General features: G+C 71.0%; 25 protein-coding genes and 1 riboswitch. Of the genes, 14 read left to right on the forward strand and 11 right to left on the reverse strand.

The window, feature by feature from the left end:
* Window positions 1-119: 119 nt before the first annotated feature.
* Complete coding sequence (locus F4554_RS04930; protein ID WP_179786271.1) at window positions 120-1,583, reverse strand: alpha,alpha-trehalose-phosphate synthase (UDP-forming); 1,464 nt, start codon at window positions 1,581-1,583, stop codon at window positions 120-122.
* A 186-nt stretch (window positions 1,584-1,769) separates the two neighbouring features.
* On the opposite strand from F4554_RS04930, the gene F4554_RS04935 reads away from it, so the two are divergent.
* From F4554_RS04935 to F4554_RS04980, 10 genes are all read left to right on the forward strand, one after another.
* A complete protein-coding gene (locus F4554_RS04935) occupies window positions 1,770-2,441 on the forward strand; it encodes a hypothetical protein (RefSeq protein ID WP_179786272.1) in 672 nt (223 codons plus the stop codon).
* Between the two features lie 33 nt (window positions 2,442-2,474).
* Entirely contained in the window at window positions 2,475-2,669 is a 195-nt protein-coding gene (locus F4554_RS04940) for a helix-turn-helix domain-containing protein (protein ID WP_179786273.1), read from the forward strand.
* Entirely contained in the window at window positions 2,656-3,102 is a 447-nt protein-coding gene (locus F4554_RS04945; protein ID WP_179786274.1) for a hypothetical protein, read from the forward strand. Before F4554_RS04940 ends, F4554_RS04945 begins: the two co-directional genes overlap by 14 nt.
* Window positions 3,103-3,203: 101 nt before the next feature.
* Window positions 3,204-4,412, forward strand: a complete 1,209-nt coding sequence (locus F4554_RS04950; RefSeq protein ID WP_179786275.1) for a serine hydrolase domain-containing protein — start codon at window positions 3,204-3,206, stop codon at window positions 4,410-4,412.
* A 160-nt stretch (window positions 4,413-4,572) separates the two neighbouring features.
* Window positions 4,573-4,746: riboswitch (SAM riboswitch) on the forward strand.
* A 13-nt stretch (window positions 4,747-4,759) separates the two neighbouring features.
* Complete coding sequence (gene thrC / locus F4554_RS04955) at window positions 4,760-6,040, forward strand: threonine synthase (protein WP_179786276.1); 1,281 nt, start codon at window positions 4,760-4,762, stop codon at window positions 6,038-6,040.
* Window positions 6,037-6,318, forward strand: a complete 282-nt coding sequence (locus F4554_RS04960) for a MoaD/ThiS family protein (RefSeq protein ID WP_179786277.1) — start codon at window positions 6,037-6,039, stop codon at window positions 6,316-6,318. Before thrC ends, F4554_RS04960 begins: the two co-directional genes overlap by 4 nt.
* 71 nt (window positions 6,319-6,389) lie before the next feature.
* Window positions 6,390-7,967 carry an alpha-amylase family protein gene (locus F4554_RS04965; RefSeq protein ID WP_337795878.1) on the forward strand — a complete coding sequence of 526 codons (1,578 nt, stop codon included), beginning with the start codon at window positions 6,390-6,392 and terminating at the stop codon, window positions 7,965-7,967.
* 313 nt (window positions 7,968-8,280) lie between these two features.
* Window positions 8,281-8,481: a cold-shock protein gene (locus F4554_RS04970; RefSeq protein WP_092649937.1), complete on the forward strand. Its 201-nt coding sequence runs from the start codon at window positions 8,281-8,283 to the stop codon at window positions 8,479-8,481.
* Between the two features lie 278 nt (window positions 8,482-8,759).
* Entirely contained in the window at window positions 8,760-10,391 is a 1,632-nt protein-coding gene (gene groL, locus F4554_RS04975) for a chaperonin GroEL (RefSeq protein ID WP_179786278.1), read from the forward strand.
* Window positions 10,392-10,495: 104 nt separating this feature from the next.
* Entirely contained in the window at window positions 10,496-11,698 is a 1,203-nt protein-coding gene (locus tag F4554_RS04980) for a dipeptidase (protein WP_179786279.1), read from the forward strand.
* Between the two features lie 88 nt (window positions 11,699-11,786).
* Here F4554_RS04980 and F4554_RS04985 read toward each other — a convergent pair whose 3' ends face one another.
* The 4 genes from F4554_RS04985 to F4554_RS04995 all read right to left on the reverse strand — a co-directional run bounded on the left by F4554_RS04985 (window position 11,787) and on the right by F4554_RS04995 (window position 13,415).
* Entirely contained in the window at window positions 11,787-12,176 is a 390-nt protein-coding gene (locus tag F4554_RS04985) for a hypothetical protein (protein WP_179786280.1), read from the reverse strand.
* An 87-nt stretch (window positions 12,177-12,263) separates the two neighbouring features.
* Entirely contained in the window at window positions 12,264-12,734 is a 471-nt protein-coding gene (locus F4554_RS04990; protein WP_179786281.1) for a hypothetical protein, read from the reverse strand.
* A 104-nt stretch (window positions 12,735-12,838) separates the two neighbouring features.
* On the reverse strand, window positions 12,839-12,961 hold the full coding sequence (locus F4554_RS32920; RefSeq protein ID WP_272955872.1) for a hypothetical protein: 123 nt from the start codon (window positions 12,959-12,961) through the stop codon (window positions 12,839-12,841).
* 181 nt (window positions 12,962-13,142) lie between these two features.
* Window positions 13,143-13,415 (reverse strand): hypothetical protein, encoded by a 273-nt coding sequence (locus tag F4554_RS04995; RefSeq protein WP_179786282.1) that lies wholly within the window; start codon window positions 13,413-13,415, stop codon window positions 13,143-13,145.
* Window positions 13,416-13,682: 267 nt separating this feature from the next.
* Between F4554_RS04995 and F4554_RS05000 the strand changes: the two genes are divergently transcribed.
* A complete protein-coding gene (locus tag F4554_RS05000) occupies window positions 13,683-14,612 on the forward strand; it encodes a helix-turn-helix domain-containing protein (RefSeq protein ID WP_179786283.1) in 930 nt (309 codons plus the stop codon).
* Window positions 14,613-14,711: 99 nt separating this feature from the next.
* On the opposite strand, the gene F4554_RS05005 is transcribed toward F4554_RS05000, so the two are convergent.
* Both F4554_RS05005 and F4554_RS05010 read right to left on the reverse strand, forming a co-directional pair.
* Complete coding sequence (locus tag F4554_RS05005) at window positions 14,712-15,470, reverse strand: RraA family protein (RefSeq protein ID WP_179786284.1); 759 nt, start codon at window positions 15,468-15,470, stop codon at window positions 14,712-14,714.
* 195 nt (window positions 15,471-15,665) lie between these two features.
* The gene (locus F4554_RS05010; RefSeq protein WP_179786285.1) at window positions 15,666-16,007 is read right to left on the reverse strand and encodes a hypothetical protein; all 342 of its coding nucleotides are present in this window, start codon (window positions 16,005-16,007) and stop codon (window positions 15,666-15,668) included.
* Between the two features lie 27 nt (window positions 16,008-16,034).
* On the opposite strand from F4554_RS05010, the gene F4554_RS05015 reads away from it, so the two are divergent.
* Together F4554_RS05015 and F4554_RS05020 are read left to right on the forward strand one after the other, a co-directional pair.
* Entirely contained in the window at window positions 16,035-16,793 is a 759-nt protein-coding gene (locus F4554_RS05015; RefSeq protein WP_179786286.1) for a copper homeostasis protein CutC, read from the forward strand.
* Complete coding sequence (locus F4554_RS05020) at window positions 16,790-17,053, forward strand: DUF4031 domain-containing protein (protein WP_179786287.1); 264 nt, start codon at window positions 16,790-16,792, stop codon at window positions 17,051-17,053. Before F4554_RS05015 ends, F4554_RS05020 begins: the two co-directional genes overlap by 4 nt.
* A gap of 28 nt (window positions 17,054-17,081) precedes the next feature.
* Here F4554_RS05020 and F4554_RS05025 read toward each other — a convergent pair whose 3' ends face one another.
* The 4 genes from F4554_RS05025 to F4554_RS05040 form a co-directional block, all read right to left on the reverse strand.
* Entirely contained in the window at window positions 17,082-18,632 is a 1,551-nt protein-coding gene (locus F4554_RS05025; RefSeq protein WP_179786288.1) for a family 20 glycosylhydrolase, read from the reverse strand.
* A gap of 63 nt (window positions 18,633-18,695) precedes the next feature.
* A complete protein-coding gene (locus F4554_RS05030) occupies window positions 18,696-20,021 on the reverse strand; it encodes a hypothetical protein (protein WP_179786289.1) in 1,326 nt (441 codons plus the stop codon).
* 122 nt (window positions 20,022-20,143) lie between these two features.
* Entirely contained in the window at window positions 20,144-20,875 is a 732-nt protein-coding gene (locus F4554_RS05035; protein ID WP_179786290.1) for an HD domain-containing protein, read from the reverse strand.
* Window positions 20,876-20,953: 78 nt separating this feature from the next.
* Window positions 20,954-23,137 (reverse strand): HelD family protein, encoded by a 2,184-nt coding sequence (locus F4554_RS05040; RefSeq protein WP_179786291.1) that lies wholly within the window; start codon window positions 23,135-23,137, stop codon window positions 20,954-20,956.
* A 299-nt stretch (window positions 23,138-23,436) separates the two neighbouring features.
* On the opposite strand from F4554_RS05040, the gene F4554_RS33470 reads away from it, so the two are divergent.
* Window positions 23,437-25,287 carry a glycoside hydrolase domain-containing protein gene (locus F4554_RS33470; RefSeq protein WP_179786292.1) on the forward strand — a complete coding sequence of 617 codons (1,851 nt, stop codon included), beginning with the start codon at window positions 23,437-23,439 and terminating at the stop codon, window positions 25,285-25,287.
* The last annotated feature ends 70 nt before the right edge of the window (window positions 25,288-25,357 follow it).

Genomic DNA, 25,357 nt, shown 5'->3' on the forward strand with positions numbered 1-25,357 from the left:
GTTATCCACGTCGCCCGCGGGCCATGCGATCGTTTCCGAACTTACGGATTTGTCATACGACAGAGAGATTCCGGAGATTCCGGAGAATCGTACGGTGGCGACACAAAATGAGAATTCTGTTATCGGTCGGCGGTGGCTGCGAGAGCTTTGAGTTGCTCGGTGAGCCAGTCGCGCGGCGGGCACCTGCCGGCCGCCTCCGCCAGCACCGCCGACCGCGCGCGGCGTTCCTCACCGCGAAGCGACAGCGCGGCGTGCATCGCCTCGGCGGTCTCCTCGATGTCGAACGGATTGATCAGGAACGCCGCGTCGCCGAGGTCGACCGCCGCGCCTGCCTCCCGTGACAACACCAGCGCACAGCCGTTGTCGGAGACGATCGGGATCTCCTTGGCGACGAGGTTCATGCCGTCACGGATCGGGTTCACCACCGCGACGTGGGCCATGCGGTACGCCGCCAGCGAGCGCGCGTAGTCGTCGTCGACGGCGAGCACGAGCGGGTCCCAGTCGGGGCTGCCGAACTCGTCCACGATCTCCTTGGCGACGCGCTGCACCGAGGCGGAGTACTCGCGGTACTCCGGAATGTCGTGCCGGCTCGGATAGGCCAGCGCCGCGTGGACGACCCGGCCCTGCCACTCCGGGCGGCGGCGCAGCAGTTCGCGGTACGCCAGCAGCCCCCGCACGATGTTCTTGCTCAGCTCGGCCCGGTCGACCCGGACCACCAGGAGCTGGTCGCCGACCTGGGCGCGCAGCCCCGCCATCCGGGCCCAGACGTCGGGCGCGTTGGCCCGGGCGCGCATGGCGCCGGCGTCCACGCCGAGCGGATGTACTCCCACGACGGTGCGGCGGCCGGCGTACTCCACGGTGTTGTGGGCCCAGTCGACCCGCGCGTCGAGTACGGACTCACAGCACGCCAGGAACGCTCGCGCCCACCGGTCGGTGAGGAACCCGGCGTGGTCCGCGGCGAGCAGCCCTTCCAGCAGGGCGACGGCCACGTCGTCGGGCAGCAGCCGGAAGTAGTCCGGCGGCGCCCACGGGGTGTGGGAGAAGTGCCCGACGGCGAGGTCGGGCCGGCGGGTGCGCAGCAGTTGCGGCGCCAGGGTGAGGTGGTAGTCCTGGATCAGCACCCGCCCGCCCGGCGCGGCCCCCTCGGCGAGGGCCTGTGCGAACGCCGTGTTGTAGTCGACGTAGGACGCCCACTCCCGTCGGAACCTCCGGTCGAAGAGGGGAGTGTTGGCGGTGTCGAAGAGCAGGTGGTGCAGAAACCACAGCGTGGAGTTGGCGATGCCGTTGTACGCGCGGGTGAAGGTGAGCGGTTCGATGTCGAGCAGCCGGACCGGAATCGTCCCGGTGTCGTAGCCCGCGGCGTCCAGCCTGCCGGACGGTGCCGACCTGGCCGCCAGCCGGTCGGCGTCGGACAGTGCGGCCGCGACCCACAGCGCGTCCTCCTGCGGTGGGATCGCCGCGAGCGCCGACGACAGCCCGCCGGAGCCTCCGACGCAGTGGAGCCTGCCGGCGTCGTCCTGCCGGAACGACACCGGCCCCCGGTTGGAGGCGAGCAGCACGCTCTTGTTCGGTTCGCTCGCCATGGCGACAGAGCCTAGGCCCTGGGCCCTGGTCGATCCGTCGTTCAGGCCAGCCGGGAGCGGTGAGCGTGCCGACGGAAGACGGGCTGGTGACGGTTGGTCGCGTTCTGGGCGAGATGTGTCCCGGCGGCTGGTTACAAAGCTGTGCGCGGGCGGGTCGGCGGTGCGACACCCGGGCACATCTGCAGCGTGGCATCGCGAAGTGGGCCCACGAGTGTGGCCGCCCGTGGGCTTTCGGTCGTACGCAGGGTCGTACGCAGGTTCGTACACAGTCGGCCGGTCGGACGAAGGCGGTCTGTCGTACGGGCGCGGTATCTGCTGGCGTTGGTCCTGCTGCTCCCGCTCGCGGCGGTGACGGACGCGGTCGCGAGCGGTCACCCCGGTGAGCCGGAGATGCGCCAGGGGAGGACGGTCCCCTTCGGCCGAACGGCTGAGTACGCGGGTGCTGCCTGGCGGCTGGTGACGTTCGCCCCGAGCGCGCCGCGGCACCACCTCCGGGTGCGCACCGGCTGGACCGCCGTGTACGTCGCGCTGACGGTCACTCCGCGAGACGACACCGCCGGCCGCCGGATCCAGACATGTGCGTTCTCCGTCGCCGACGGCCGGGGCAACACCTGGTACCCCACCGGGGTGCTCGTCACCGACATCCGGCGGCAGGTCGAGGACTCGGCGACGGGCTGCTTCCGGCACACCGGACGGTTTCTGCGGCAGCCGATCCTCGGCGGGCAGGCCCAGAACGTCGTCACCGCGTTCCTCGTACCCAAGGCCTCGGTCCGCGACCTCGCCCTCCGGGTGCTGGTGCCCGACGCCGCGCCGGCCTACCTGCGGCTCCTACCCGGTACGGATGTAAAGCGCGCTTGACACCACCCGGGCATGTAAAGCACCCTTGACATCGTGCGCAACGACGTACGGGAGCTCCGCCTCGAGAACGGGCTGTCCCAGGCCGAACTCGGCGGGGTGCTCGGCGTCTCCCGGCAGACGGTCAACGCGATCGAGACCGGGCGATACAGCCCGTCGCTCGCCCTGGCCATCCAACTCGCCCGCTACTTCGGGCGGCCCGTGGAGGAGGTCTTCCATGTCGACACCTGAGAGCGGTCCGGAGCGCTCGGTGAGCAGGTCGGGCGGCCGCACTCGCGGCGCCGGCCGGCGCGTCTCCATGCCGGCGGTGGTGCTCGTTGTCGTCATCGGCGTCGTGATGGGCGTGGTGTCGTTCGTCCAGGGCGAGATCCTCGCGGGTGTGCTGGTGATCCTGCTCATGACGGGCGTGGCGGCGTTCCTGCTGGTCGGCTCGAGGTTCAGCGACACCGTGGCACTGCTCGGCGACGACCACCACGAGGAGAGGAACGTCGAGATCCACCGGCGGTCCGCGCTGATCACGCTGAACCTCGTCGCCGCGTTCGTCGTGGGTGCCGCAGTGGTCGACTTCGCCCGGGGCGGCGCGGGAACACCCTGGGTCTACATCGCCGCGCTGATCGGTGGGACGTACGTCGTCTGCCTGCTCGTCCTCAACCGGCGCGGGTGACCTTTCCAGCACACCGAACCTCCGCGGGTGGCGCCCGCAGGCCGCCCCGCGTCCGCACTCACCCCACTCACGTACTCACCTACGCACCGAGGGGACACATCATGCTGCCCGGATTCTGGGCCCGACGGCTCGTCGTACTCGTCCTCGGAACGGCCACGCTCGGCTTCCTGGCCGCTTCGCCGCCCTCGCAGGCGGCACCGGCCACCGCCACGACCACCTCGACCGGAACCGCGGACCGGCTGCGGCAGCTCGCCGACTACGTGGTGGACGCCGGTGCGCCCGGCGTGGTGGTCGCCCGCCGCGACGGCGACCACGTCACCCGGGTGGCCCGCGGGGTCGCGGACCTCCGCACCGGCCGCGCCGCCGGGCCCGGCGACCGCTACCGCGTCGGCAGCAACACCAAGACGATGACCGCGGTGGTCGTCCTGCAACTGGTCGCCGAGGGCCGGCTCGGCCTGGACGACAAGGTGGTGCGCTACCTGCCCGGCCTCGGCCTGGACCCGCGGATGACCGTCCGGCACGTGCTCCAGCAGACCAGCGGGCTGCACACCGACACGATGGTCCTCACCCCGCCGCGCACCGTCGAGTCCGTGCGCTTCGAGTACTTCACTCCCCGGCAGCTGGTCCGGCTCGCCCTCACCAATCCCAAGCCGCGGCCGGTGCCCGGCACGCACTGGGAGTACTCCAACACCAACTACGTCATCGCCGGCATGCTGATCGAGCAGGTCACCCACCACCCGGCGCAGGTGGAGCTCGCGCGGCGGATCTTCCGTCCGCTCGGCCTGCACGACACCTACTTCCCGGTGGCCAGCCCGTTCGTCCGCGGCCGGCATCTGCACGGCTACCTGTCCGCGGGGGACGGCACGCCGCCGGTCGACATCACGACCTACGGCATGAGCTGGCTGCGCACCGCCGGTGCGGTGGTGTCCACGACCCGGGACGAGCTGACGTTCCTGCACGCGTTGTTCACCGGCCGGCTGCTGCCCAAGGCGCAGCTCGCGCAGATGACGGACACCGGGGAGTTCGGCTACGGCCTGGGGCTGTTCCCGCTGCGGCTGCCCTGCGTGCCCGGTGGGGTCGTCTGGGGCCACGACGGCGCGGTTTTCGGATACCAGAGCGGAGTCTTCAGTACGCCGGACGGATCCCGGCAGGCCGCTCTGGGTGCCAGCACCTGGCTGTTCACCGACGACGGCGAACTCGACCCGCTGCCCGTCCAGGCGGCCGCCGCGGCACTGTGCGACGGTTCGCCGAACCCGGCCGAGGTGGCACCGCCCCGGCGGGCCGCAGCAGGGGTCACGCCGGCCCGATGAGTCCGGGTTGTCCTCCATTCGGACGGCTCGTCTCGCATTCTGAACGCTGCCGACGTTCGCCCGGACCTACCCGTTAGGCTCGCCCGCAGGCGGTGACGCGACCGACGTCGCCGCCTGCCCCGGACGGGGCGCACAACCGAACTGCCATAACTGAACAAGGAACTCATCCAGAGGGGCAGAGGGACCGGCCCGACGAAGCCCCGGCAACCGGCCGACCGCCGACGAGTGTGTCTCGCGTTCTTGCAGGCCCCACGGCGGCCACGGTGCCAACTCCGGCCCACGACTCCACGTTCGGGAAGACCTCCCGAACGGGCGTACGCGGGAAAGATGAGGAGGAGAGGCCTCGCATGACGACGACCTACGCCGACAGCACCACGCCCGGCACCCACACGATCCGCCCCGGCGCCTTCGGGAACGCCACCGAACTGCGATGTCGGGAGTGCGGAGCCGCCAGCCCGCTCGGCGCCCACTACGCGTGCTCGGAGTGTTTCGGCCCGCTCGAGGTCGGCTACGACTTCCCCGAGCTGACGCGCGAACAGATCGCCGCCGGCCCGCACAACATCTGGCGTTACCGCGAGCTTCTGCCGGTGCCGGCCGACGTCGCGTCGTTCCCCAACACCGAGCCCGGGCTCACCCGGCTGGTCCGCGCCGACCGGCTGGCCGCCGACCTCGACCTGGCCCGGCTGTGGGTCAAGGACGACTCCGGCAACCCCACCCACTCGTTCAAGGACCGCGTGGTCGCCGTCGCGCTGACCGCGGCCCGTGAGCTCGGCTTCCAGGTGCTGGCCTGCCCGTCCACGGGCAACCTCGCCAACGCCGTGGCCGCGGCCGCGGCCCGGGCCGGCATCCGCAGCGTGGTGATGGTTCCGCACAACCTCGAGCAGCAGAAGATCCTCACCACCGCGGTGTACGGCGGCACTCTCGTCGCCGTCGAGGGCACCTACGACGACGTCAACCGGCTGGCCAGCGAGATCGCCGGCGAGGAGGAGACCTGGGCGTTCGTCAACGTCAACGTCCGGCCCTACTACGCCGAGGGCTCCAAGACGCTGGCGTACGAGATCGCCGAACAGCTCGGCTGGCGGCTTCCCGAACAGATCGTGGTCCCGATCGCCTCCGGCGCCCAGCTGGTGAAGATCGACAAGGGCATCCGCGAACTCGTCGAGCTGGGCCTGGTGGAGGACACCCCGTACCGCGTCTACGGCGCCCAGGCCACCGGCTGCTCCCCGGTGTCGGCAGCGTTCCACGCCGGCCACGACGTGGTCGCCCCGGTGAAGCCGCAGACGCTGGCGAAGTCGCTGGCGATCGGCAACCCTGCTGACGGGCCGTACGTGCTCGACGTGGTGAGGCGCACCGGCGGGTCGGTCGAGGACGTCTCCGACGATGAGGTGGTGGACGGCATTGCCCGCCTGGCCCGCACCGAGGGCATCTTCGGCGAGACCGCCGGCGGGGTGACCGTGGCCACGCTGGCGAAGCTGGTACGCACCGGCAAGCTCGACCCGGCCGCCGAGACCGTGATCATCAACTCCGGCGACGGGCTGAAGACCCTGGACGCCATCGCCGGCAGGGTCGGCCCGAAGGCCACCATCCGCCCGACGTACGAAGCATTCACGGAGGCTGGGCTCGCATGAGCGTGAAGGTTCGGATCCCCACCATCCTGCGCACCTACACCGGCGGCTCGTCGGAGGTGAAGGCCGACGGTGACACGCTGGCCGAGGTGCTGGAGTCGCTGGACGCGAACTACCCCGGCATCCGTGCCCGCGTCCTCGACGACGCGGGCAAGCTGCGCAGGTTCGTCAACGTCTACGTCGGCGAGGAGGACGTGCGGTTCGCCGGCGGCCTGGACACGCCGACCCCGGAGGGTACGCAGGTCTCGGTGATCCCCGCCGTCGCCGGCGGTGCCCGCTGAGCTCTCCGACGGACTCTCCGACGGGCACTCCGGCGGGCGTCACCACCGCCACCCCGGCTGGTCCGGACGCGGTGTTCGTCCTGCACGAACGCGCCGACGGCCTGCGTCAAGCCCGCCTTGACGCAGGCCGGTTCGTCACCGCGCAGGTGGAGGTCGGGCTGGCGCGGGGGCCGGCAGGCCTCGACGTCACGGTGGCCTGCCCGGACGCCGACCTGTCCTGGGTGGTGCTCCGCTGGCGGCGCCGCGTGGCCACATCCGCGCTGATCCTCGGCGACGCCTGGGAACGTTCCTACGGCGACCTCTCCTGGCGTCACCACCAGCCCGAGCGGCTGCTGCCGTGGTCGTGGCTCGCCCACGACCCCGTGTCCGCGACGACCACGGGGATGGGCGTCCGCGTACGCCCGAACGCCTTCTGCGCCTGGACCGTCGACGAGGGCGGCTGCTCCCTGTGGCTCGACGTCCGCAACGGCGGCGGGCCGGTGTCGCTGGGGGAGCGGGTGCTGTCCGCGGCGACGGTGGTCGAGGTGGTCGGTGACGCGAACGCCTCGCCGTACGCCGTCCAGCGCGGGTTGACAGCGGCGATGTGCGCCGACCCGCTGCCGTTGGCCGAGCCGGTCGTCGGGGCCAACAACTGGTACTACGCATACGGCCGCGACTTCGGCCCGGCGCAGATCCTGCGTGACGCGGAGACGACCGTGTCGTACGCCGACGGCCATCCGGTGCGGCCGTTCTGTGTCGTGGACGCCGGGTGGAGCCCGGGCGGGGTCTGCCCCGGTGGCCCGTGGACGGCAGGTGTCCCCGGCCTGTTCGACGACCTGCCGGGCTTCGCCGCGGACATCACGGCGCGCGGCGCCCGGCCGGGGATCTGGATGCGCCCCGCCGCGCTGTCCACCGTGACCGACCCGGCGCGACTGCGGCCCGGCCCGCGTCCGGCGCGTGAGCAGCCGCTCGACCTCACCCTGCCCGGCAACCTGGACACCATCCGGGACGACGTGGCCCGGCTGGTCGGCTGGGGCTTCGAGCTGGTCAAGCACGACTTCTCGACGTTCGACGCGTTCGGCCGCTTCGGCCCGGCGATGGGGACCGAGCTGACCGACCCCGGGTGGCACTTCGCCGACCGCGGGCGTACGAACGCCGAGATCCTGCTCCGGCTGTACGAGACGGTCCGCGAGGGTGCCGGCGACGCGGTGGTGATCGGCTGCAACACCGTCGGGCACCTGGCCGCCGGGCTGGTGGAGGTGCAGCGGATCGGTGACGACACCTCCGGCCGGGACTTTGAGCGGACCCGCCGGATGGGCGTCAACACGCTCGCGTACCGGCTCGCCCAGCACGGCTCCTTCTTCGCCGCCGATGCCGACTGCGTGCCGTGCACGCCGGTGACGCCGTGGGAGAAGAACCGTCAGTTCCTCGACCTGGTGGCCCGGTCGGGGACGGCGCTGTTCGTCTCGGTGGACCCGGCTGCCCGCACGCCGAAGGTGGACGCCGACCTGCGCGCGGCCGTCCGGCTGGCCCTGGACGGCGGGGCGCCGGGCGGGGTCGAACCGCTGGACTGGCTGTGGACGACGGCGCCGCGCCGGTGGCGATCCGAGGGCGAGGAACTCGGCTACGACTGGGCCGAGCCTTTCGGGGCGTCTCCGCTGGCCAGTTGAGGTTTTGTCCCGCATACCGGGATGACGATCACCCAACGTGGCAGACGTAGTGGAACGTTCACTGTCCGCGATTTAGTGCCGGATGACGGGGCCGAACCTGGCCCAAAGGAGATCGTTCAGACATCTCCACACCGGTGGTGTTTTTGGCTATGGTCGGCCGTGGTCGCCATGATCGTGCGTAACGGCTCGACCGCCAACGGTGGGAATGCGCGCGAATCTATCGCAACACCTCCCCTCGCGGGACGGGTGTGGTGAGTACGACCCGGGCCCGCGCCGGGCGGGTCTGACACCCGAACGGGTCTGAGGAGAGGGCATGACGCAGGGAACCGTGAAGTGGTTCAACTCGGAAAAGGGCTACGGCTTCATCGCCGTGGACGACGGTAACGACGTCTTCGTCCACTGGTCGAAGATCCAGATGGACGGATACAAGTCCCTCGCCGACGGCCAGGCCGTCGAGTTCGAGGTCGTCCGTGGCCCGAAGGGGCTTGAAGCGCACGAGGTGCGCCCGGTCTGAGCCAGACCACGGAAGGCGACGCAGCGGGCCCGGGCGGACATCCGTCCGGGCCCCCTGCATGTCCGCGCCAGGTGGCCCGGCGGCTTGTCCGGCCTCCCCGGCTCTCGGCTTGCACTCTCCCATGCCGAGTGCTAAACACGTCTTAGCACTCGAAGGTCGCGAGTGACAATCCACCTCGGTTTGGTTCGACGAGGTTCCCGGCCTGGCCGGGAAGCGTCCGTCGCGGGCGTCGACCCGAACCCACGACCATCCACCCACCTGGGGGAGGATCCAGCTAGATGCCCAAGATCATCTCGTTCAACGAGGACGCGCGCCGTGGTCTCGAGCGGGGGATGAACACCCTCGCCGACGCCGTCAAGGTGACTCTCGGCCCGAAGGGCCGCAACGTCGTCCTGGAGAAGAAGTGGGGCGCGCCGACGATCACCAACGACGGCGTCTCCATCGCGAAGGAGATCGAGCTCGAGGACCCGTGGGAGAAGATCGGGGCCGAGCTCGTCAAGGAAGTTGCCAAGAAGACCGACGACGTGGCCGGTGACGGCACCACGACCGCGACCGTGCTCGCTCAGGCGCTGGTCCGCGAGGGTCTGCGCAACGTCGCCGCCGGGGCCAACCCGATGGGACTCAAGCGAGGCATCGAGGCCGCCGTCGACCGGGTGACCGAGCAGCTCGCCCAGGCCGCCAAGGACGTCGAGACCAAGGAGCAGATCGCCTCTGTGGCGGCCGTCTCCGCCGGTGGCGACGCGAGCGTCGGCGAGATCATCGCCGAGGCGATGGACAAGGTCGGCAAGGAAGGCGTCATCACCGTCGAGGAGAGCAACACCTTCGGGCTCGAGCTCGAGCTCACCGAGGGTATGCGCTTCGACAAGGGCTACATCTCGCCGTACTTCTGGACCGACGCCGAGCGCATGGAGGCCGTCCTCGACGACCCCTACGTTCTCGTCTTCAACGGCAAGATCTCCGCGGTGAAGGACATGCTCCCGCTGCTGGAGAAGGTCATGCAGTCCGGCAAGCCGCTGGCGATCATCGCCGAGGACGTCGAGGGCGAGGCCCTGGCCACGCTCGTCGTCAACAAGGTCCGCGGCACCTTCAAGTCGGTCGCCGTGAAGGCTCCCGGCTTCGGTGACCGCCGCAAGGCCATGCTCGGCGACATCGCCATCCTCACCGGTGGCCAGGTCATCTCCGAGGAGGTCGGCCTGAAGCTGGAGAACGCCGGTCTCGACCTGCTCGGCCGCGCCCGCAAGGTCGTCGTCACCAAGGACGAGACGACGATCGTCGAGGGTGCCGGTGACCCCGAGCAGATCTCCGGGCGGGTCAACCAGATCCGTGCCGAGATCGAGCGCAGCGACTCCGACTACGACCGCGAGAAGCTGCAGGAGCGGCTGGCCAAGCTGGCCGGCGGCGTCGCGGTGATCAAGGTCGGCGCCGCCACCGAGGTGGAGCTGAAGGAGCGCAAGCACCGCATCGAGGACGCCGTTCGCGCGGCGAAGGCCTCGGTCGAGGAGGGCATCGTCGCCGGTGGCGGCGTGGCGCTCGTCCAGGCCGGCAAGAAGGCCTTCGACAAGCTCGACCTCGAGGGTGACGAGGCCACTGGCGCCAACATCGTCAGGGTGGCGCTCGAGGCTCCGCTGAAGCAGATCGCGGTCAACGCCGGCCTCGAGGGCGGCGTCGTCGCGGAGAAGGTCCGCGGACTCCCCGACGGCCACGGCCTCAACGCCGCGACCGGCGAGTACGTCGACCTGCTCGCGGCGGGCGTTCCCGACCCGGCCAAGGTCGTGCGTTCGGCGCTGCAGAACGCCTCGTCCATCGCCGGCCTGTTCCTCACGACCGAGGCGGTCGTCGCGGACAAGCCGGAGAAGGAGAAGGCCCCGGCGGGCGGCGGCATGCCCGACGGCGGCGGCATGGACTTCTGAGCCAGCTCGAAGCCAGCCAACTCCCGCATCACGCGGCAGGGGCGGTCCCGGAACACTCCGGGGCCGCTCCTTCTGCGTACGGCCGTTCACGGCAAGATCGGGGGATGGCCACCACGACTCCCGCCGACCACCTCGACCGAGTGCGGGCCCTGCTCGCCGCCAATCCGCTGGTCGACGGGCACAACGACCTGCCGATCGCGATGCGGCACGCCAGCGCGTACGACTTCGACAAGGTGGACATCGCCCTCGACCAGCCTCGTCTGCAGACCGACATCCCGCGGCTGCGACAGGGCCACGTCGGCGCACAGTTCTGGTCGGTCTACGTACCGAGCCGGCTGCAGGGCGACCACGCCGTCTCGGCGACGCTGGAGCAGATCGACGCGGTGCACGCGATGGTCAGCCGGTACGCCGACACGTTCGGGCTCGCGACCACCGCCGACGAGGTGGAGCAGGTCTTCGACTCCGGCCGGATCGCGTCCCTGATGGGTATGGAGGGCGGCCACTCCATCGACTGCTCGCTGGCCACGCTTCGGGCCATGCACGCGCTCGGCGTGCGGTACATGACGCTCACCCACAACGACAACGTGCCGTGGGCGGACTCCGCCACTGACGAGCCGGTGGTCGGCGGACTGTCGCGGTTCGGGCTCGAGGTGGTCGCGGAGATGAACCGGCTGGGCATGCTCGTCGACCTGTCCCACGTCTCCGCCGACACGATGCGGGCGGCGCTGGCGGCCAGCGAGGCGCCGGTGATCTTCTCCCACTCCTCGGCCCGCGCGGTGTGTGACGTGGCGCGGAACGTCCCCGACGACGTGCTCGCCACGCTTCCGGACAACGGCGGCGTGTGCATGGTGACGTTCGTTCCGGAGTTCGTGTCCCCGGAGTGTGCGCGGTGGCGGACGGAGGCGGCCGAGGCGGCGCGGGCACAGGGCATCAGCCCGACCGACCTCGGCGTGTTCTTCGAGTTCACCCGGGAGTGGCGCAAGGAGCATCCCAAGCCGGACGCCGAACTCTCCGACGTGGTGGCGCATGTGGAGCACGTACGCGACGTGGCCGGCATCGACCACATCGGGCTCGGCGGCGACTACGACGGCACCGACACGTTCCCAATGGGGCTCGGCGACGTCTCGGGCTATCCGCGGCTGTTCGCGGCGTTGCTGGAACGCGGCTGGTCCGAGCAGGACCTCGCCAAGCTGGCCGGCGCGAACGCGATCCGGGCGCTACGGGACGCCGAGGCTGTCTCCCGCGATCTGCGTACGCGCCGCGGCCCGTCCATCGCGACCATCGACTCCCTCGACGGCCCCCGCTGACCCGCGGTCCCGAGCACGCGGCGCGGCGCAGCGTGCATTAGCTGGGGGGCGAACGCCGTGGTGACGATCGCTGTTGAGACGTACGGCTTCATGTGGCAGGGTCTGTCTCGGGTCGCCAGTCGGCCACCACGTCGCCGTGCATGGGCCCGTGCGGACGTTCGAGCCACTGGCACAACATGTCGCGGGTCGCGTTCTCCGGCCATGGAATCAGCCGGTGCGTGTGGGGGTCCTGGATGAACTTCGCGTCGGCGACGGACGAGGCCACGCAGTTCAGGATGGCGTCCTTGTCGCCGCTCTCGAACTCACCCTCGCCGGTGTAGGGAGCGCTGCCCTCAGTGACCTTCCATATCTCTGCCCCCATGCGGGAGACATGGATGCGGGACACCACCAGGATACGTACGCTCTGGGCCCGATCCCCGATGGCACGCTCGACTGCGGCCTGGCGTTCGGCGGCCTCATCGGCCATGGTCGAATCCAACGCCACGCTCCTTGTCTGGGTGATACCGAACCGCATTCTGCCCCCGCCCCTACAGAATCGGGGGCAGAATGCGCTACTCAGCTGGTGCTAGCAGGTCCTGGTGACGACACCGCTGACCACACGTACGGATTCCGGCGCGTGGCCGAACTTCCACGCCCTCAGCGTCCCGACTGTGCGTACGGTGCGCCTGACGGGGTTGCTGGCAGAGCACGGAAAGTTCACGTCGACGGTCACAACCTTGGCGATCTTCTTGCTCTGCGCGTGCTTGATGGTCGTCCACTGCGCATTGCCAGTGTGCTGCTCGATGTAGGCGTCGACGATCATCCCGGCGGGTAGCGGGTACTCGCACTTCGCCGTCACGTACCCGATGATCCGGGTGCTGCCCACCCCGAAAACTGGCGGGTCAGCTTCGAGGGAACAGTCGTAACTGAACAACGGCGACACTGCCCGGGCCGGCTTGGCGGTGTCGATGTCGAGTGGCTGGGCATTGGCGGCCGGGGCGGAAAGCCCGAGCGCCACGAAGGTGATCGCTAGGGTGGCTAGCAGCCATCTCCTCATGCTGGTTTCTCCTTGCAGGGTTCTGGTGTGTGGGTGGTGGTCAGGAGGGGACCCCGGATTGCGCCCGGGGTCCCCTCTGCTACTCGGCTGCGAACGCCCTGAGGTCAGGCGTCGTGCCCGATGCCGGACTCCTGTCCGGTCACCTGGTCACGCTTGATGCCGGTCGAGCCGAACAGCGACTCGTCGACGCTGCTCGATCCGTTGCCAGGGTTCGTTGTTGCCTGCATGGCGATTCCTCTTCTCTCGGTGTGTCTTCTCATCGGGTGTGGCCGCCGCCGACGCACCTCATCGAGAGGTGCGGCACCTCCACGGCGACCACGCTTCGTCGGCCCCGTCCGGATGGGGCGAGGCCTGCAACCCGGCGTCGGCGGGCACGGATGCCCAGCCGGCACACGGGAATCCGGGGGTTCAGAGGGCGATGCGATGCTCGGTGACCCACGCGGTCGCGAACCGCACGACTGCGGGATAGTCGCCTGCGTCGGCTCCCCAGGCACAGCCGGGAACCCACGTCCACCGGTCGTCGCGGAGCCACAGGCACATGTGAAGTCGCCCATCGGCGGGCTCGGTCACGCGTAAGCCCCACGCAGACCGCTGGTCGTCCCAGACGACGGCCGCCTCGATGCCGCTGCGGGCGAACAGGTCAGCGAGTTCGCGCGCGTGATCCCTTGCCGTAATGGCCACGGGCCATGCTTTCCCGGCCACGAGCGTTTCGCCTCGCCCGCTCCGCGTTTCGAACATGCGGCGACTCCCCGTTTGTGAGCTCGCACCACGCCGCCTGTCCTGGTTCACGTTGGCGTCATGATGACGATTTGCCGAATGATGCATACCTTGGCAGGCTTCGGCCAGGTCTGCAAGTACTCTTCGCACGTCGTTCGGCACTGTCCGTCACGCCTGACAGGAGCTATGGTCATGCCCCAGGGGCGAATCATTCGGGTGCAAGGGGTGCCAGTGATCAGCAGTCCGTACGTCTGTCGGCTGCGGCTGTCCGAGGAGCTGATCGCTCATCGGCAACGGGCGAAGATGACCCACGCACAACTCGCGAAGGCGACGGGGCTGTCCCAGGCGAAGTTGTCCAAGCTGGAGAACGGCCACCTGCGCCCCCAGATCGACGAGATTCTCGACATTGCCGAAGCGCTGAACATCCAGGGTGACGCCTGGACGCTGTTCGTGGACACCGCGCGAGGCGCCGCCGAGCGTGGCTGGTGGGAGGCGCACTCCACCCGGATGGGCCACCGGCAGGCGCGCTACGCCGACCTCGAGCAGGGTGCGTCGCAGATCCGCGACTACGCCATGACGCTGGTCCCCGGCCTGCTCCAGACCGAGGCGTACGCGCGCAGCATCGCCGAGGTCGACGACCTGACGTTCGTCGAGCCGACCATCACCAAACAGGGAGTCGTGCGCGGTCGGGCGGACCGGCAGCGGATGCTGCGGCGGCGCAGGCCGACCTACCAGGTGATCCTGGACGAGCTCATCATCCGTCGCCCGGCGGTTCCGCGGGACGTGCTCGCCGAACAGCTCCGTCACCTTGCCGAGCAGCCCATGCACGCCGACATCCGGGTGCTTCCCGTGGACGCGCAGATCAAGGGTCCTGCCGTACCGAAGAGCGCGTTCGGGCTCTACACCTACCCCGAACCGTTCTCGAAGACCCTGGTGACCGTCGACAACCTCGCGTTCGACACGGTGCTCACCGGTGAGGACGAGGTACGCCTGCACACGACGCTGTGGAGACGCCTGCTGGAGGCGGCGCTTCCCGCACCGGACAGCGTGGCACTGCTGGGGAAGGCCGCCGAGGAGCTGGCCCGGCGGCAACCTCGCAAGGCCTCACCGGACATCGCCGAAGTCGTTCCGCCGGCGGAGTCGGTCCCCTCGGCGCACTAGTACGAGATGGCCGGAAGCCCTCCACGCGGGACGTGGAGGGCTTCCGGCCTGCTTGCCGGGATCAGGATCGAATCGGGGATCGGGGCCGGCCGGGCGCCGCTACTTGCCGGCGTAGTACGCCTCTACCGCCTCGATGTCCACCGTCTCGTCCGGCTTGCGGCCGAGCTTCTCGTACACCCGCCGGCGCGCGTGCATGTCGGCGATCAGGACCGCGCGGGCATGCACCGCGACCTCGCCCGCGATCTCGGCGGGTACGACGATCACGCCGTCGTCGTCGGTGCCCACGATGTCGCCGGGACGCACCTGCACCCCGCCGCAGCCGATGGTGACCTGGGCCTCGATCGCCTCGATCCGGCCCGGGATGATCGTCCGGCCACGGGCCGCGGCGCACACCGGCGTCCGCTGCAGTTCGATCTCGGCGGTGTCCCGGCAGTACCCGTCGGTGACGATGCCGACGGCACCGTTGGCGTGCGCGGCCATGGCGTTCATCGAACCCCAGAAGCCCACCTCACGCGCGCCGCCGCCGTCGGTGACGATCACGTGGCCCGGCGGGAGGTCGCCGAGACCGGCGGGGCGGCCGACCTCCTCGAACCAGATGCCGTGTGCGGCAACGATGTCCTCGGTGGAGTCGAGCTTCCACATCGGACGGTTGGCTGGTACGCAGCGCAGCGTCGCCGCCTCGCCCCAGAACTTCATCCCGCGCCACAGAGGACGGACGTCGCGGGAGACCAGGCCGATGTCGAAGTAGCCGATGCCGTCCATGGCGTCGGCGACGTCGGTGACCCGGAGGTACTTGTAGAGGCCGGCGACTTCGGAGGGGCTGGTCGCCGCGGACGCGGCGGTCTTGCCCGTGGTCATGGCGTTCCTTTCCGATACGTGGACGCGGAAGCTCACACGTGGGGACGGGAGATCGCCGATGGGCCCTCGACTCGTTCCGATTATTGTCTACAACCGTCTGTCGCCAAGACGTACGTCCGGGATGGGTCAGCTCGAGGAATCAGCCCGGAATCAGCCCGGTGAACCAGCCGGGGGCGAGCGGGACGGTGCGATCTGTCAGAGCTCCCCGAGCGGGGCGACGTCGATGCCGCCGCGGTCGCAGACCCAGTGCGGCTCAGGACCGAGCTCGGGGGCGATCCGCAGCTCGTGCGGCTCCACGTCGTCGCAGGCCTTGCACCGGGGCCAGCGCCCTACCGAGTCCATCAGCGCGTCCTGGACGTCCTGGGCGACCTGGCCGGCGACGTACTCCGCGCCCTCGGGCCACTGCGCCACCCACCATCGGCGTTGGGCCACCGCGTCCTCCAGGATCGACACGCCTCGCGGGTCGGCGTGCCCGGAGGCCTGCAGGTCGTGAAAAACCAGGGCTCGGGCGTTGATGAGCGGGTCGTCGTCCGTCACGGACACGATCCTGGCAGGCTTCGTCCCATGACGCGTCCCTTGCTCGAGGTCATCGCCCTCGGAGTCGCCGACGCCGCGGCCGCGGAGGACGGCGGCGCGGACCGGGTGGAGCTGGTGACCGACATGGATGCCGACGGCCTGTCACCGGAGCCGTCGGTGGTGGAGGACATCCGGAGCCGTACGAACATCCCGCTCCGGGTGATGCTCCGCCTGTCCGACACGTTCAGCGCCACCGGCGCCGAGGTGACCCGGCTGCGCGGGCTGGCCTCGTCGTACGTCTCGGCCGGAGCGGACGGCTTCGTGCTCGGCTTCCTCACCGGCACCCTGGAGATCGACCAGGAGACCACCGGCGCGCTGGTCGAGGAGTTCCCCGACCGGCCGTGGACGTTCCACCGTGCGGTCGACCACGCACTCGAACCCGACCGGGCCTGGAGTGCCCTTCGGCAGTTGCCGGGGCTCACCCACGTGCTGACCGCGGGATCGCCGCGCGGTGTGGAGGCCGGCCTGGACGACCTGACCCGGCGGGCGAAGTCCGACCCGTTCGCCACCGACCGGATCATGGCCGGCGGGGGCCTGCGGGCCGAGCACGTGCCGTGGCTGGCGCAGGCCGGGATCCGGGCGTTCCACGTGGGTACGGCGGTCCGGCCGGACCGGTCCTGGAAGGCGTACGTCGACGCGGGGTACGTCCGCGCCTGGCGCACCCTGGTCGACGACGAGGTGGCCCGCGCACTGGACCTGCTCTCCACCGGAGCCGTGAAGGAGAGCGGGACCGGGACGGAGCGGTGACGCTGCTCCTCGACCCGCCGACCTGGCCCGCGCGCGGCACCGTCTGGTCGCATCTGGTGAGCGACCGGTCCTTCGAGGAACTGCACGACTTCGCCCGCCGATGCGGACTGCCCGAGAGCGGCTTCCACCGCGACCACTACGACGTACCCGAGGCGAGGTATGCCGAGGTGCTCGCGGCCGGCGCGGAGCCGGTGACGAGCCGGGAACTCGTGGCCCGGATCACCGCCGCCGGCCTGCGCCGCCGCAAGCCCCGCAGGTGACGCCCGCCTCAGGCGGGCAACGGCGTACTCAGTCCAGCTTGCGGTAGTTGACGCCCACCGCGTCCAGCCGGGCCAGGTGCGGCCGCAGCCGGTCCAGGAACGCGGAGTACTCCTCCACGCCGCCGGTCTCGTCCCGCCACACCGCCTCGGCGAACGCGCACACCCGCGGGAACAGCATGTACTCCGCGTGCTCGGGCGTCGGGACGTACTCCGTCCACAGCTGGCACTGCGCGCCGAGCACGTGCCGGGACGCCTCGGCGTCCAGCTCGCCGGGGATCGGCCGGTAGTTGTAGACCTTCTCCAGCGGGACGAAGCCGCCGATCGCCAGCGGCTCGGCGTCCTTGTCCTCGCTCTGGTAGTAGTCGAAGTAGACCGTCTGGCACGGGGCCATCACCACGTCCAGCCCGCCGCGGGCCGCCTCGATGCCGCCCTCCTCGCTGCGCCACGACATGACCACGACGTCCTTGGGCAGGTTGGCCGGGCCACCGCCCTCGAGCACCTCGTCCCAGCCGACGAACCGCCGGCCCCTGTCGGCGACGTGGGCGGCCAGCTGGGTGGTGAACCACGCCTGCAGGGCGTTCTCGTCGGCCAGGCCGAGCGACTTCATGCGTTCCTGCGCGGCCGGGCTGACCTTCCACTCCGCCTTCGGGCACTCGTCGCCGCCGCAGTGGACGAGCGGGCTCGGGAAGAGGCTCATCACCTCGTCCAGGATGTCGCGGCAGAAGTCGAGGGTGGAGTCCTCGACGTTGAGCACCTGCTCGCTGATGCCCCAGCGGGTCCAGACCTCGGCCGGCTTCAGGCCGTTGCCGAGCTCGGGGTAGGCGGCGATGGCGGCCAGCATGTGCCCCGGCATGTCGATCTCGGGGACGACGGTGACGAACCGCTCCTGCGCGTACGCCACGATCTCCCGGATGTCGTCCTGGGTGTAGTAACCGCCGTGCGGCCTGCCGTCGAAGGTGAACTCGCTTTCGGGGCGGTGGGCGTGCCCGACGAGGGTCTCCGGACGGTACGCGCCGACCTCGGTGAGGCGGGGGTACTTCTCGCTCGCGAGCCGCCAGCCCTGGTCCTCGGTGAGGTGGAAGTGGAAGACGTTCAGCTTGTGCACGGCGAGCAGGTCGATCAGCTTGAGGACGAACTCCTTCGGCATGAAGTGCCGGGCCACGTCGAGCATCGTCCCGCGCCAGCCGAACCGCGGCCGGTCGACGACCGCGACAGCCGGGATCTCCCACTGCCGCTCCACCGTGGTCGTGGAGAAGATCTCCGCGGGGAGCAGCTGCCGCAGCGACTGGACGCCGTAGAAGACGCCGGACGGGTCGCTGCCCGCGATCTCCACACCCTCCGGCGTCACCGTGAGGCGGTAGGCCTCCGGCCCGGCGAGGCTGGTGTCGACGCGCAGGGTGATCGCGGCGGCGCCGTCGCCGGACGCGTCGTCGAGCGCGAAACCGGTCGCGGGAGTCAGCGCCCGGCGCAGGGCGCGTGCGGCCTGGGCGGACGGCTCGTCCGCACGGACCGTGGTGGAGCTGGTCAGCTGGAACGCGCCGTCGAGGCGCTCGAACTGCTGCGGCTTGGGAAGGATCACGATTCGGGAGCCTAATGCCCGAAGGTGAGTGTGAACAGTCGCCTCAGCTCACTTCTGGTCACCTCACGGTGCGGGGTTGAGCGCGGCCCGGGACGCCTCCACGGTGCCGCTGGTCGCCGTGGTCAGGCCGTAGCTGCTGGAGATCTTCTGCTCGTACGCCGGGATCCCGCCGAGGTCCTCCTCGTGCGCCGAGGCGACGGTGGCGGCGAGGTACGGCCACGGCGAGTGGCCGCGCGGTGAGCCCAGCACCCACCACAGCGTGACGTACTTCTGCTCGCGGGTGACGCCGAGCAGGTGGCTGGCCTGGCTGATCGGGGCGTGGTACTTCAGGTACGACACCCCCGGTTCGGCCACCCACGCGGGCGCGCCGGTCGACCGGACGCTGGGCCGCACGGGATAGCTGCCGTAGATGGTGGCACGGTCCCCGCGCAGCACGGTGACCTGGCTGGAGGCGACCATCGCGTCGTACGCGGCGTGCAAAGGCACCTGGACCAGCCGTACCTCCGTCGTCTCCGCACCCGCCTCCAGCCGGTCGCCCGGGCGAAGGGAGTCGAGCTGGCCGGCGCCGACCAGTTCGTACCCGCGCACCGTCGTGTCCCGGAGCAGCTGGGCCCGCCCGTCGCGGAGCTCGGCCAGCCGGTCGGTGCTTCCGGCGTCCGGTGTGTAGCGGCCCAGCCGCCCGCTGACCTGGTACATCGTGCCGAGCACGTGCACGGGGACCGACCCGCGGTTCTTCACCGTGACCGAGAGCGGGAGGAAGACCGACCGCCGGTCCGGAGCGAGCCGCGGCGTCCCGAACTCCGCGCTGGCCGACACGCTGACCGGCAGCGCGAACGGCTGGTAGATCTGGGAGTACGCGAAGTTGACGAGTGCGATTCCGGCGGTCAGCGCCACGCCCAGCGCGAACCTGCGCGGATAGGGGATCTGGCCCCAGATGTGCTCGCGGTGCAGGACGCCGAGCGCCCACGCCGACCAGGCCAGCAGTGCCAGCCACAGCCAGAAGTTGGTGGCCAGCGCCCACCGGCCGGGCGTGGGTTCGTAGTCCCCGCTGGACACGCCGACGGCGATCAGCATCACCGCGGACAACGCCACGGTGAGGACGCCGATCAGCATCGCCGCGCCGGAGTTGGCGACCCGTCTGCGGCCCCGGTAGTCGGTCACGGCGAGCGCCGCCAGGCCGACCAGGACGGCGGCGAGCACCGCCAGCCCGCCGGTCAGCCTGCCCACGAACGTCAGCGCACCCGGGATGTCGGCCAACCCGATCCGGGCGAGGACGACGAACGCGGTGAGCAGGCCGGCCAGCAGGGCCAGGGTGGTGAGGGTGTCCGAGGTGAAGATCCTGGTGGTGAAGGTGCTGGTCAGGCGTCGCCGGCGCGCGCGGGCGGACATGGCTTCACCCCTACCCGCGGGGTCGCCGGGCGATACCGCGGGCGCGGTGGCAGAGCCGTGCCGGTGGCTGGGCAGTGGCCGGCGGGGGAGCGGCCGGTGGCCGCCGGGGAGCAGCCGGTGGCTCAGTCGCCGGGACGGTTCTCCGCCGACTCCCTCGCCAGGTCTTCTGGCCTGGTCAGCAGGATGAGCTCGGCGGCGAGGTTGTGGCGGGCACGCTTCTCCCAGTGGGCCCGGCCGTAGTCGGTGCCGAAGAGGCGGTCGCGGGCGGCCAGGTCGGAAAGGATCGCCGCCCGCCCCTGCCGAAACGCGGCGTCGGGCACGTGGGCGTACTCCGAGCGGACGTCGGCGACGTACACCGCGTAACGCTCCGGCGCGGTGGACAGGACGGCCAGGTCGGCGTCGCAGAGCACCGCGCCGTTCGAGTCGTCGTCGGCCGGGGCGTGGCCCGAGGTGAGCAGGACCAACCGGGACACCTCCGCCGCGGTCGGGCCGTCCACGCCGCACCGGGCCAGCGCCTGCGTCGCCAGGCGTGCGGACGCCTCCTCGTTGTCGCTGCGGTGCGGGTCGTAGATCGCGTCGTGGAACCACCCCGCCAGCCGGACCGCGTCGACCTCACGGGCGAACTCGGCCAGGTGGTCGATCCGGTCCAGCACCTCGGTCAGGTGCCGCAGGTCGTGGTAGCGGCGGGTGGGCTCGGCGTACCGCGCGAGCAGGTCCCGGCCCACCGCCGTCACCGCCTCGCCGGTCCCGGCAGCCCCGGCCGAACCGGCCCCGTCAGGGCCCGCCGCGGCGCGGGTCACCGTCTCCGTCCAGCGCCACAGCAGGTCCGCCTCGTCGGCCACGGTGAGGCTCATCCGGCCGTCCTCATGCCGCCATCCTCACCCGGCCGTGGTCGTACCGCCACCGCATGTCCCGCCCACACGCACCCATCATCAGTCGATCAACGGGCTCCGGTCCGCCGCCGCGCCGTTCACGGGGCGTACCTCCCCCAAGGTGGTGAGCTGGTGGGGGAGGGGCTCGGCGTGTACGACCCGAAGGGAGGTCACCGCGCGGGTCAGGCAGACGTAGAGCCGGCGCAGACCGGTCACCTCGTCGTGCTCCCCGGCAACGATCCGGGCCGGCTCGGCGAGGACCACGTGGTCGAACTCCAGGCCCTTCGCCAGGGACGCGGGTACGACGTCCAGCCGGGCCTCGACGTCGCCCTCCTCGCCGAGCTGGGCGTACGCCACGTCGCCCCGGTCGAGCGCGGCCCGCACCGCGCCCGCCTGCGCGTCGGCCACGATCAGCCCCACCGAGCCCGGCCGGTCGAGGGCGGCGCGGACGCCGTCCACGGTGGCCGCGACCGCGCCCGCCGGATCGGCGGCGGCCACCACTTCCAGGTCGCCGCGGGACCGTCGGACCGACGAGGGCGCGGTGAGCGTCGGTGCGATGTGCGGCAGCAGCCGGGCGGCGAGGGCGATCACGTCGGCGGGTACGCGGAACCCCTTGGTCAGCTCCTCGACGTGTCCGTCCGGCTTGCCGAGGTGCGCGAGCGCGTCGTCCCAGGCCCGGGTCGCCCACGGCGTGGTGGCCTGGGCCAGGTCGCCCAGCACGGTGGCCGAGCCCGTCGAGCAGCGTCGGCCCACGGCCCGCAACTGCATCGGAGACAGGTCCTGCGCCTCGTCCAGGACGACGTGTCCCAGGCTCGGGGTGCGTTCGAGCAGGTCGGCCACCTCGTCGACCAGCACCGCGTCGGCCAGCGACCAGCGGGCCGACCCGGCCGAACGCGGCGGTCTGGGCCAGGCCAGCAGCGCCTGTTCCTCCTCGTCCAGCAGCCCGTCGGTGTGCTCGGCGAGGAACGCGGGCTCGGACAGCAGCCGGAAGACCAGCCGCACCGGGTCGACCGCCGGCCACACCTGGTCGGCGTAGGCGCGGACCGGCCTGCTGCGGGCGACGGAGTTCTGCACGCGGTCGTCGGGTGAGTCGCCGTCGGCCTCCATCCGCAGCAGGACGGCGTGCGCGAGGCGCTGCGGCAGGATCGCCCGCCCGGCGCCGTAGCGGACGCCGCGGTCACGGATGCCGCCGAGGATCTCGCTGACCTCGTACGTCGGAACGCGGAAACGGCGTGCGCCCCTCGGCACCAGCAGGCCCTCGGCGGGCGCGCTCAGGTGGCTCCAGACGGCGCGGCGGAGCACCTCCGCCAGCCGGGCGTCGCCCTTCAGTGTGGCGACGTCGGCGGGCTCCTCGGCCCGGATGCGCACCCGGCCGACGAGTTCGGGCAGCGTGCTCTGCCGGGCCTCGATCTCGCCGAGGGCGGGGAGTACGTCGCCGATGTAGCGGAGGAAGGAGTCGTTCGGGCCGACGACGAGGACGCCCTGGCGGCGGAGCTGGTCGCGGTGGGCGTAGAGCAGGAACGCCGCGCGGTGCAGGCCGACGGCGGTCTTGCCCGTACCAGGTGCGCCCTGCACGCAGACCGTGCCGGCCAGGTCGGCGCGGACGATGTCGTCCTGCTCGGGCTGGATGGTGGCCACGATGTCGCGCATCGGCCCGACGCGGGGCCGCTCGATCTCGGTCTCCAGGATCGAGCTCGCGGCGTCGGTCTCCGACCGGTCGGTGAGGTGTTCGTCCTCGTACGCCGTCAGGTCGGCGTGGTGGAAGCCGAACCGCCGCCGCAGCTGCACGCCCATCGGCGCGGTCCTGGTCGCGCGGTAGAAGGGGCGGGACACCCCGGCGCGCCAGTCGACCACCATCGGGTCGCCCTCGGCGTCGGTGACGTGCCGGCGGCCGATGTAGAAGCGCTCGCCGCGGTGCGCGGCGCGGGTGCGGGCGCCGGGCAGGTCCTCGGTGGGGCCGGAGCCGGGGGCGTAGTCGAGCCGGCCGAAGAAGAGCGGCGTGCTCGGGTCGTCGGCGAGGGAGCGGGCCCGGTGGTAGAGCGTGGCCCTGAGGTACTCGGTGGACACGGCGTTGCCGCCCTCGGCGTCCAGCGACTCGGTGCGTTCACGCATGCGTCGCAGGGCGTCCCGGGACGCGGCGAGGTGGGCCTGTTCGGCGGTGAGCGGATCCGCGGGGTCGACCTTGTCGGCAACGGGATCGGTCGGGCTGGTATCGGGCGGCTCGAGGGTTTCGTGCGTGGGCATGGGGCGTCCTCCCGTGAAAACGGCCAGGCAGGCTAACACGAGGACGGCGCCCGATCGACCGGTTTGTGGACGCCGGTCAGCCGGTTGGTGACGTCCTGCTCGGAGGGCCTGGCCGACCCCGGACGAACCGGGAACTACACCTGTGTGGTTCGCGCATGCGGGCGCTGACCGTCTTGTCGAATGTGATGCTGTGCGCGGTGAGTGCTTTTCCGGATGCTCTTAGTGTCCGACGTCAGTCCTGCATCAATTGTCACCGTCAGCTGATTTTCGCCGGGGGGACTCCTACGGGAAGGCGGATCGTGACCAGACCTGACCACCCATACCTGCCCGGTGTACGGCGCTTCCTCCCGGTGACCGGCGGTCGGAGGGCCGCCCGCAACCGGGTCGGTCTCGCTCTTGCCGTCGCCGGCATGGTCGCGGGGACGAGTGCCGTGACCACCTCCGCCACCGTGGCGAACGCCGCGGTCGGCGCGACCCGCACCGTCGAGTACCGCGGGCTCCGGCTCACGGTGCCCGCCGGCTGGGCCGTGCACGACCTGGACCGCGACCCGCGGACCTGCGTGCGCTTCGACCGGCCGGCGCTCTACCTGGGTACGCCCGGTGCGGACCAGCGTTGTCCTGCCCGGGCGGTGGGCCGCACCGAGGCTCTGCTGATCCAGCCGGCCGCTTCGGCGAAGACGCCGGACCGATCGGGAAGCGGCGCTACGGTCCGCAAGCTCGTTCCCGGGCGTTCGACGTCGGTCGCGTCGGGCAGCGCCGCGGACCAGGAAGAGTACTTCGACCTGACCGGCACGGGGCTGGTCGCCACCGCGGCCTACGCCAACCGGCCGGCGCTGGTCGAGGCGATCCTCGCCGGCGCGCGTTACAACGGCCCTAAGCGCTCGGGCAGTTCGGTGCGGCCGGGGCGTGCCGGCACGGCTGCCGGCCTGAGCGACCCGCCCTCGATGCCGGCCGGCTCGACCACGACGCGTTTCCGGGGCCAGGGATTCGACACCTGCGCCGCACCGTCCGCGAGCACGATGCGGGCCTGGCTGGCCTCGACGTACCGCAGCGTCGGCATCTACATCGGCGGCGTCAACCGGGCCTGTCCCGACGGCAACCTGAGCGCCAGTTGGGTCCGCACAGTCGCCGGGATGGGCTGGCGCCTCACCCCGATCTACGTCGGCCGGCAGGCACCGTGCGCGCGGCAGAGTGACCTCGGCCCGATCAGGTCCGCCAACCCCGGCGGGCAGGGCGTGGACGCGGCGGAGGACGCGATCGGGGACGCGAAGCGGTTCGGGCTGGTCCCGGGCAGCACGATCTACAACGACATGGAGGGGTACGACACCAGCAGTACCTCCTGCCGCCAGATCGTCCTCGCGTTCCTCGACGGCTGGACCAGGCGACTGCACGACGGCGGTTACCTGTCCGGCGTCTACTCCAGCGCCTCGTCGGGGATCCGTGACCTGTCCAACGCCTACGTCTCCAACACCTTCGCCCGGCCGGACGTCATCTGGACCGCCCGGTGGGACGGCAGGTCGAGCGTGTGGGGTGAGCCGTACGTCGCCGACTCGAAGTGGTCGGTGCACCAGCGGGTCAAGCAGTACCGCGGCCCGCACACCGAGAACTGGGGCGGACGGCGGATCGAGATCGACAGCGACCGGGTCGACTCGTTGCAGGGCTCGGCGAAGTTCGTGCACGAGGTGATCTCCAGCGGCGCGTTGGTGACGCGCGAGGGACCGGGCGCGGCCTATCCCGCCGTCGGCACCCGCGAGTCGGGCGCCAGCGTCACCGTGCTCTGCCAGACCGCGGGCAGCCTGGTCGGCGCGACCAACGTGTGGGACCGCCTCGCCGACGGCACCTACGTCAGCGACCTGTACGTGGACACGCCGAACAAGCGCGGCTACTCCAGCCCCATCCAGAAGTGCCGGTACTCCTACATGGTGTGGACCGACGCGCTGCGGGTGCGGTCCGGCCCGGGGACGAACTACCCACAGACCGGCCAGGTCCTGTACGGCGGGATGGCGAACGTCGTGTGCCAGCGCGCGGGTACGACGGTCGGCAAGAGCGTGGTGTGGGACAAGCTGGACAGCGGCGGCTGGATCGCGGACTGGTACACCACCTCGACCGGCCGGCCCGGCTACACCGCGACGATTCCGCGTTGTTCGTAGGCGATCGGTCACCCTCTTCCGCGAGGTAGTGGGTGGGTGAACGAACAAGGACCGTCCGGCGAAGTGCCGG

Source organism: Actinopolymorpha rutila, from assembly GCF_013407855.1.
Lineage (GTDB): Bacteria > Actinomycetota > Actinomycetes > Propionibacteriales > Actinopolymorphaceae > Actinopolymorpha > Actinopolymorpha rutila.

What these genes read in the sequence shown, in the direction of transcription:
- F4554_RS04945 (WP_179786274.1), top strand. Translation starts at nt 2,656, where the DNA reads ATGTCGACACCTGAGAGCGGTCCGGAGCGCTCGGTGAGCAGGTCGGGC.
- thrC (WP_179786276.1), top strand. Translation starts at nt 4,760, where the DNA reads ATGACGACGACCTACGCCGACAGCACCACGCCCGGCACCCACACGATC.
- groL (WP_179786278.1), top strand. Translation starts at nt 8,760, where the DNA reads ATGCCCAAGATCATCTCGTTCAACGAGGACGCGCGCCGTGGTCTCGAG.
- F4554_RS04980 (WP_179786279.1), top strand. Translation starts at nt 10,496, where the DNA reads ATGGCCACCACGACTCCCGCCGACCACCTCGACCGAGTGCGGGCCCTG.
- F4554_RS04960 (WP_179786277.1), top strand. Translation starts at nt 6,037, where the DNA reads ATGAGCGTGAAGGTTCGGATCCCCACCATCCTGCGCACCTACACCGGC.
- F4554_RS05015 (WP_179786286.1), top strand. Translation starts at nt 16,035, where the DNA reads ATGACGCGTCCCTTGCTCGAGGTCATCGCCCTCGGAGTCGCCGACGCC.
- F4554_RS05005 (WP_179786284.1), bottom strand. Translation starts at nt 15,470, where the DNA reads ATGACCACGGGCAAGACCGCCGCGTCCGCGGCGACCAGCCCCTCCGAA.
- F4554_RS32920 (WP_272955872.1), bottom strand. Translation starts at nt 12,961, where the DNA reads ATGCAGGCAACAACGAACCCTGGCAACGGATCGAGCAGCGTCGACGAG.
- F4554_RS04930 (WP_179786271.1), bottom strand. Translation starts at nt 1,583, where the DNA reads ATGGCGAGCGAACCGAACAAGAGCGTGCTGCTCGCCTCCAACCGGGGG.
- F4554_RS04970 (WP_092649937.1), top strand. Translation starts at nt 8,281, where the DNA reads ATGACGCAGGGAACCGTGAAGTGGTTCAACTCGGAAAAGGGCTACGGC.
- F4554_RS05040 (WP_179786291.1), bottom strand. Translation starts at nt 23,137, where the DNA reads ATGCCCACGCACGAAACCCTCGAGCCGCCCGATACCAGCCCGACCGAT.
- F4554_RS04950 (WP_179786275.1), top strand. Translation starts at nt 3,204, where the DNA reads ATGCTGCCCGGATTCTGGGCCCGACGGCTCGTCGTACTCGTCCTCGGA.
- F4554_RS04990 (WP_179786281.1), bottom strand. Translation starts at nt 12,734, where the DNA reads ATGAGGAGATGGCTGCTAGCCACCCTAGCGATCACCTTCGTGGCGCTC.
- F4554_RS05030 (WP_179786289.1), bottom strand. Translation starts at nt 20,021, where the DNA reads ATGTCCGCCCGCGCGCGCCGGCGACGCCTGACCAGCACCTTCACCACC.
- F4554_RS05035 (WP_179786290.1), bottom strand. Translation starts at nt 20,875, where the DNA reads ATGAGCCTCACCGTGGCCGACGAGGCGGACCTGCTGTGGCGCTGGACG.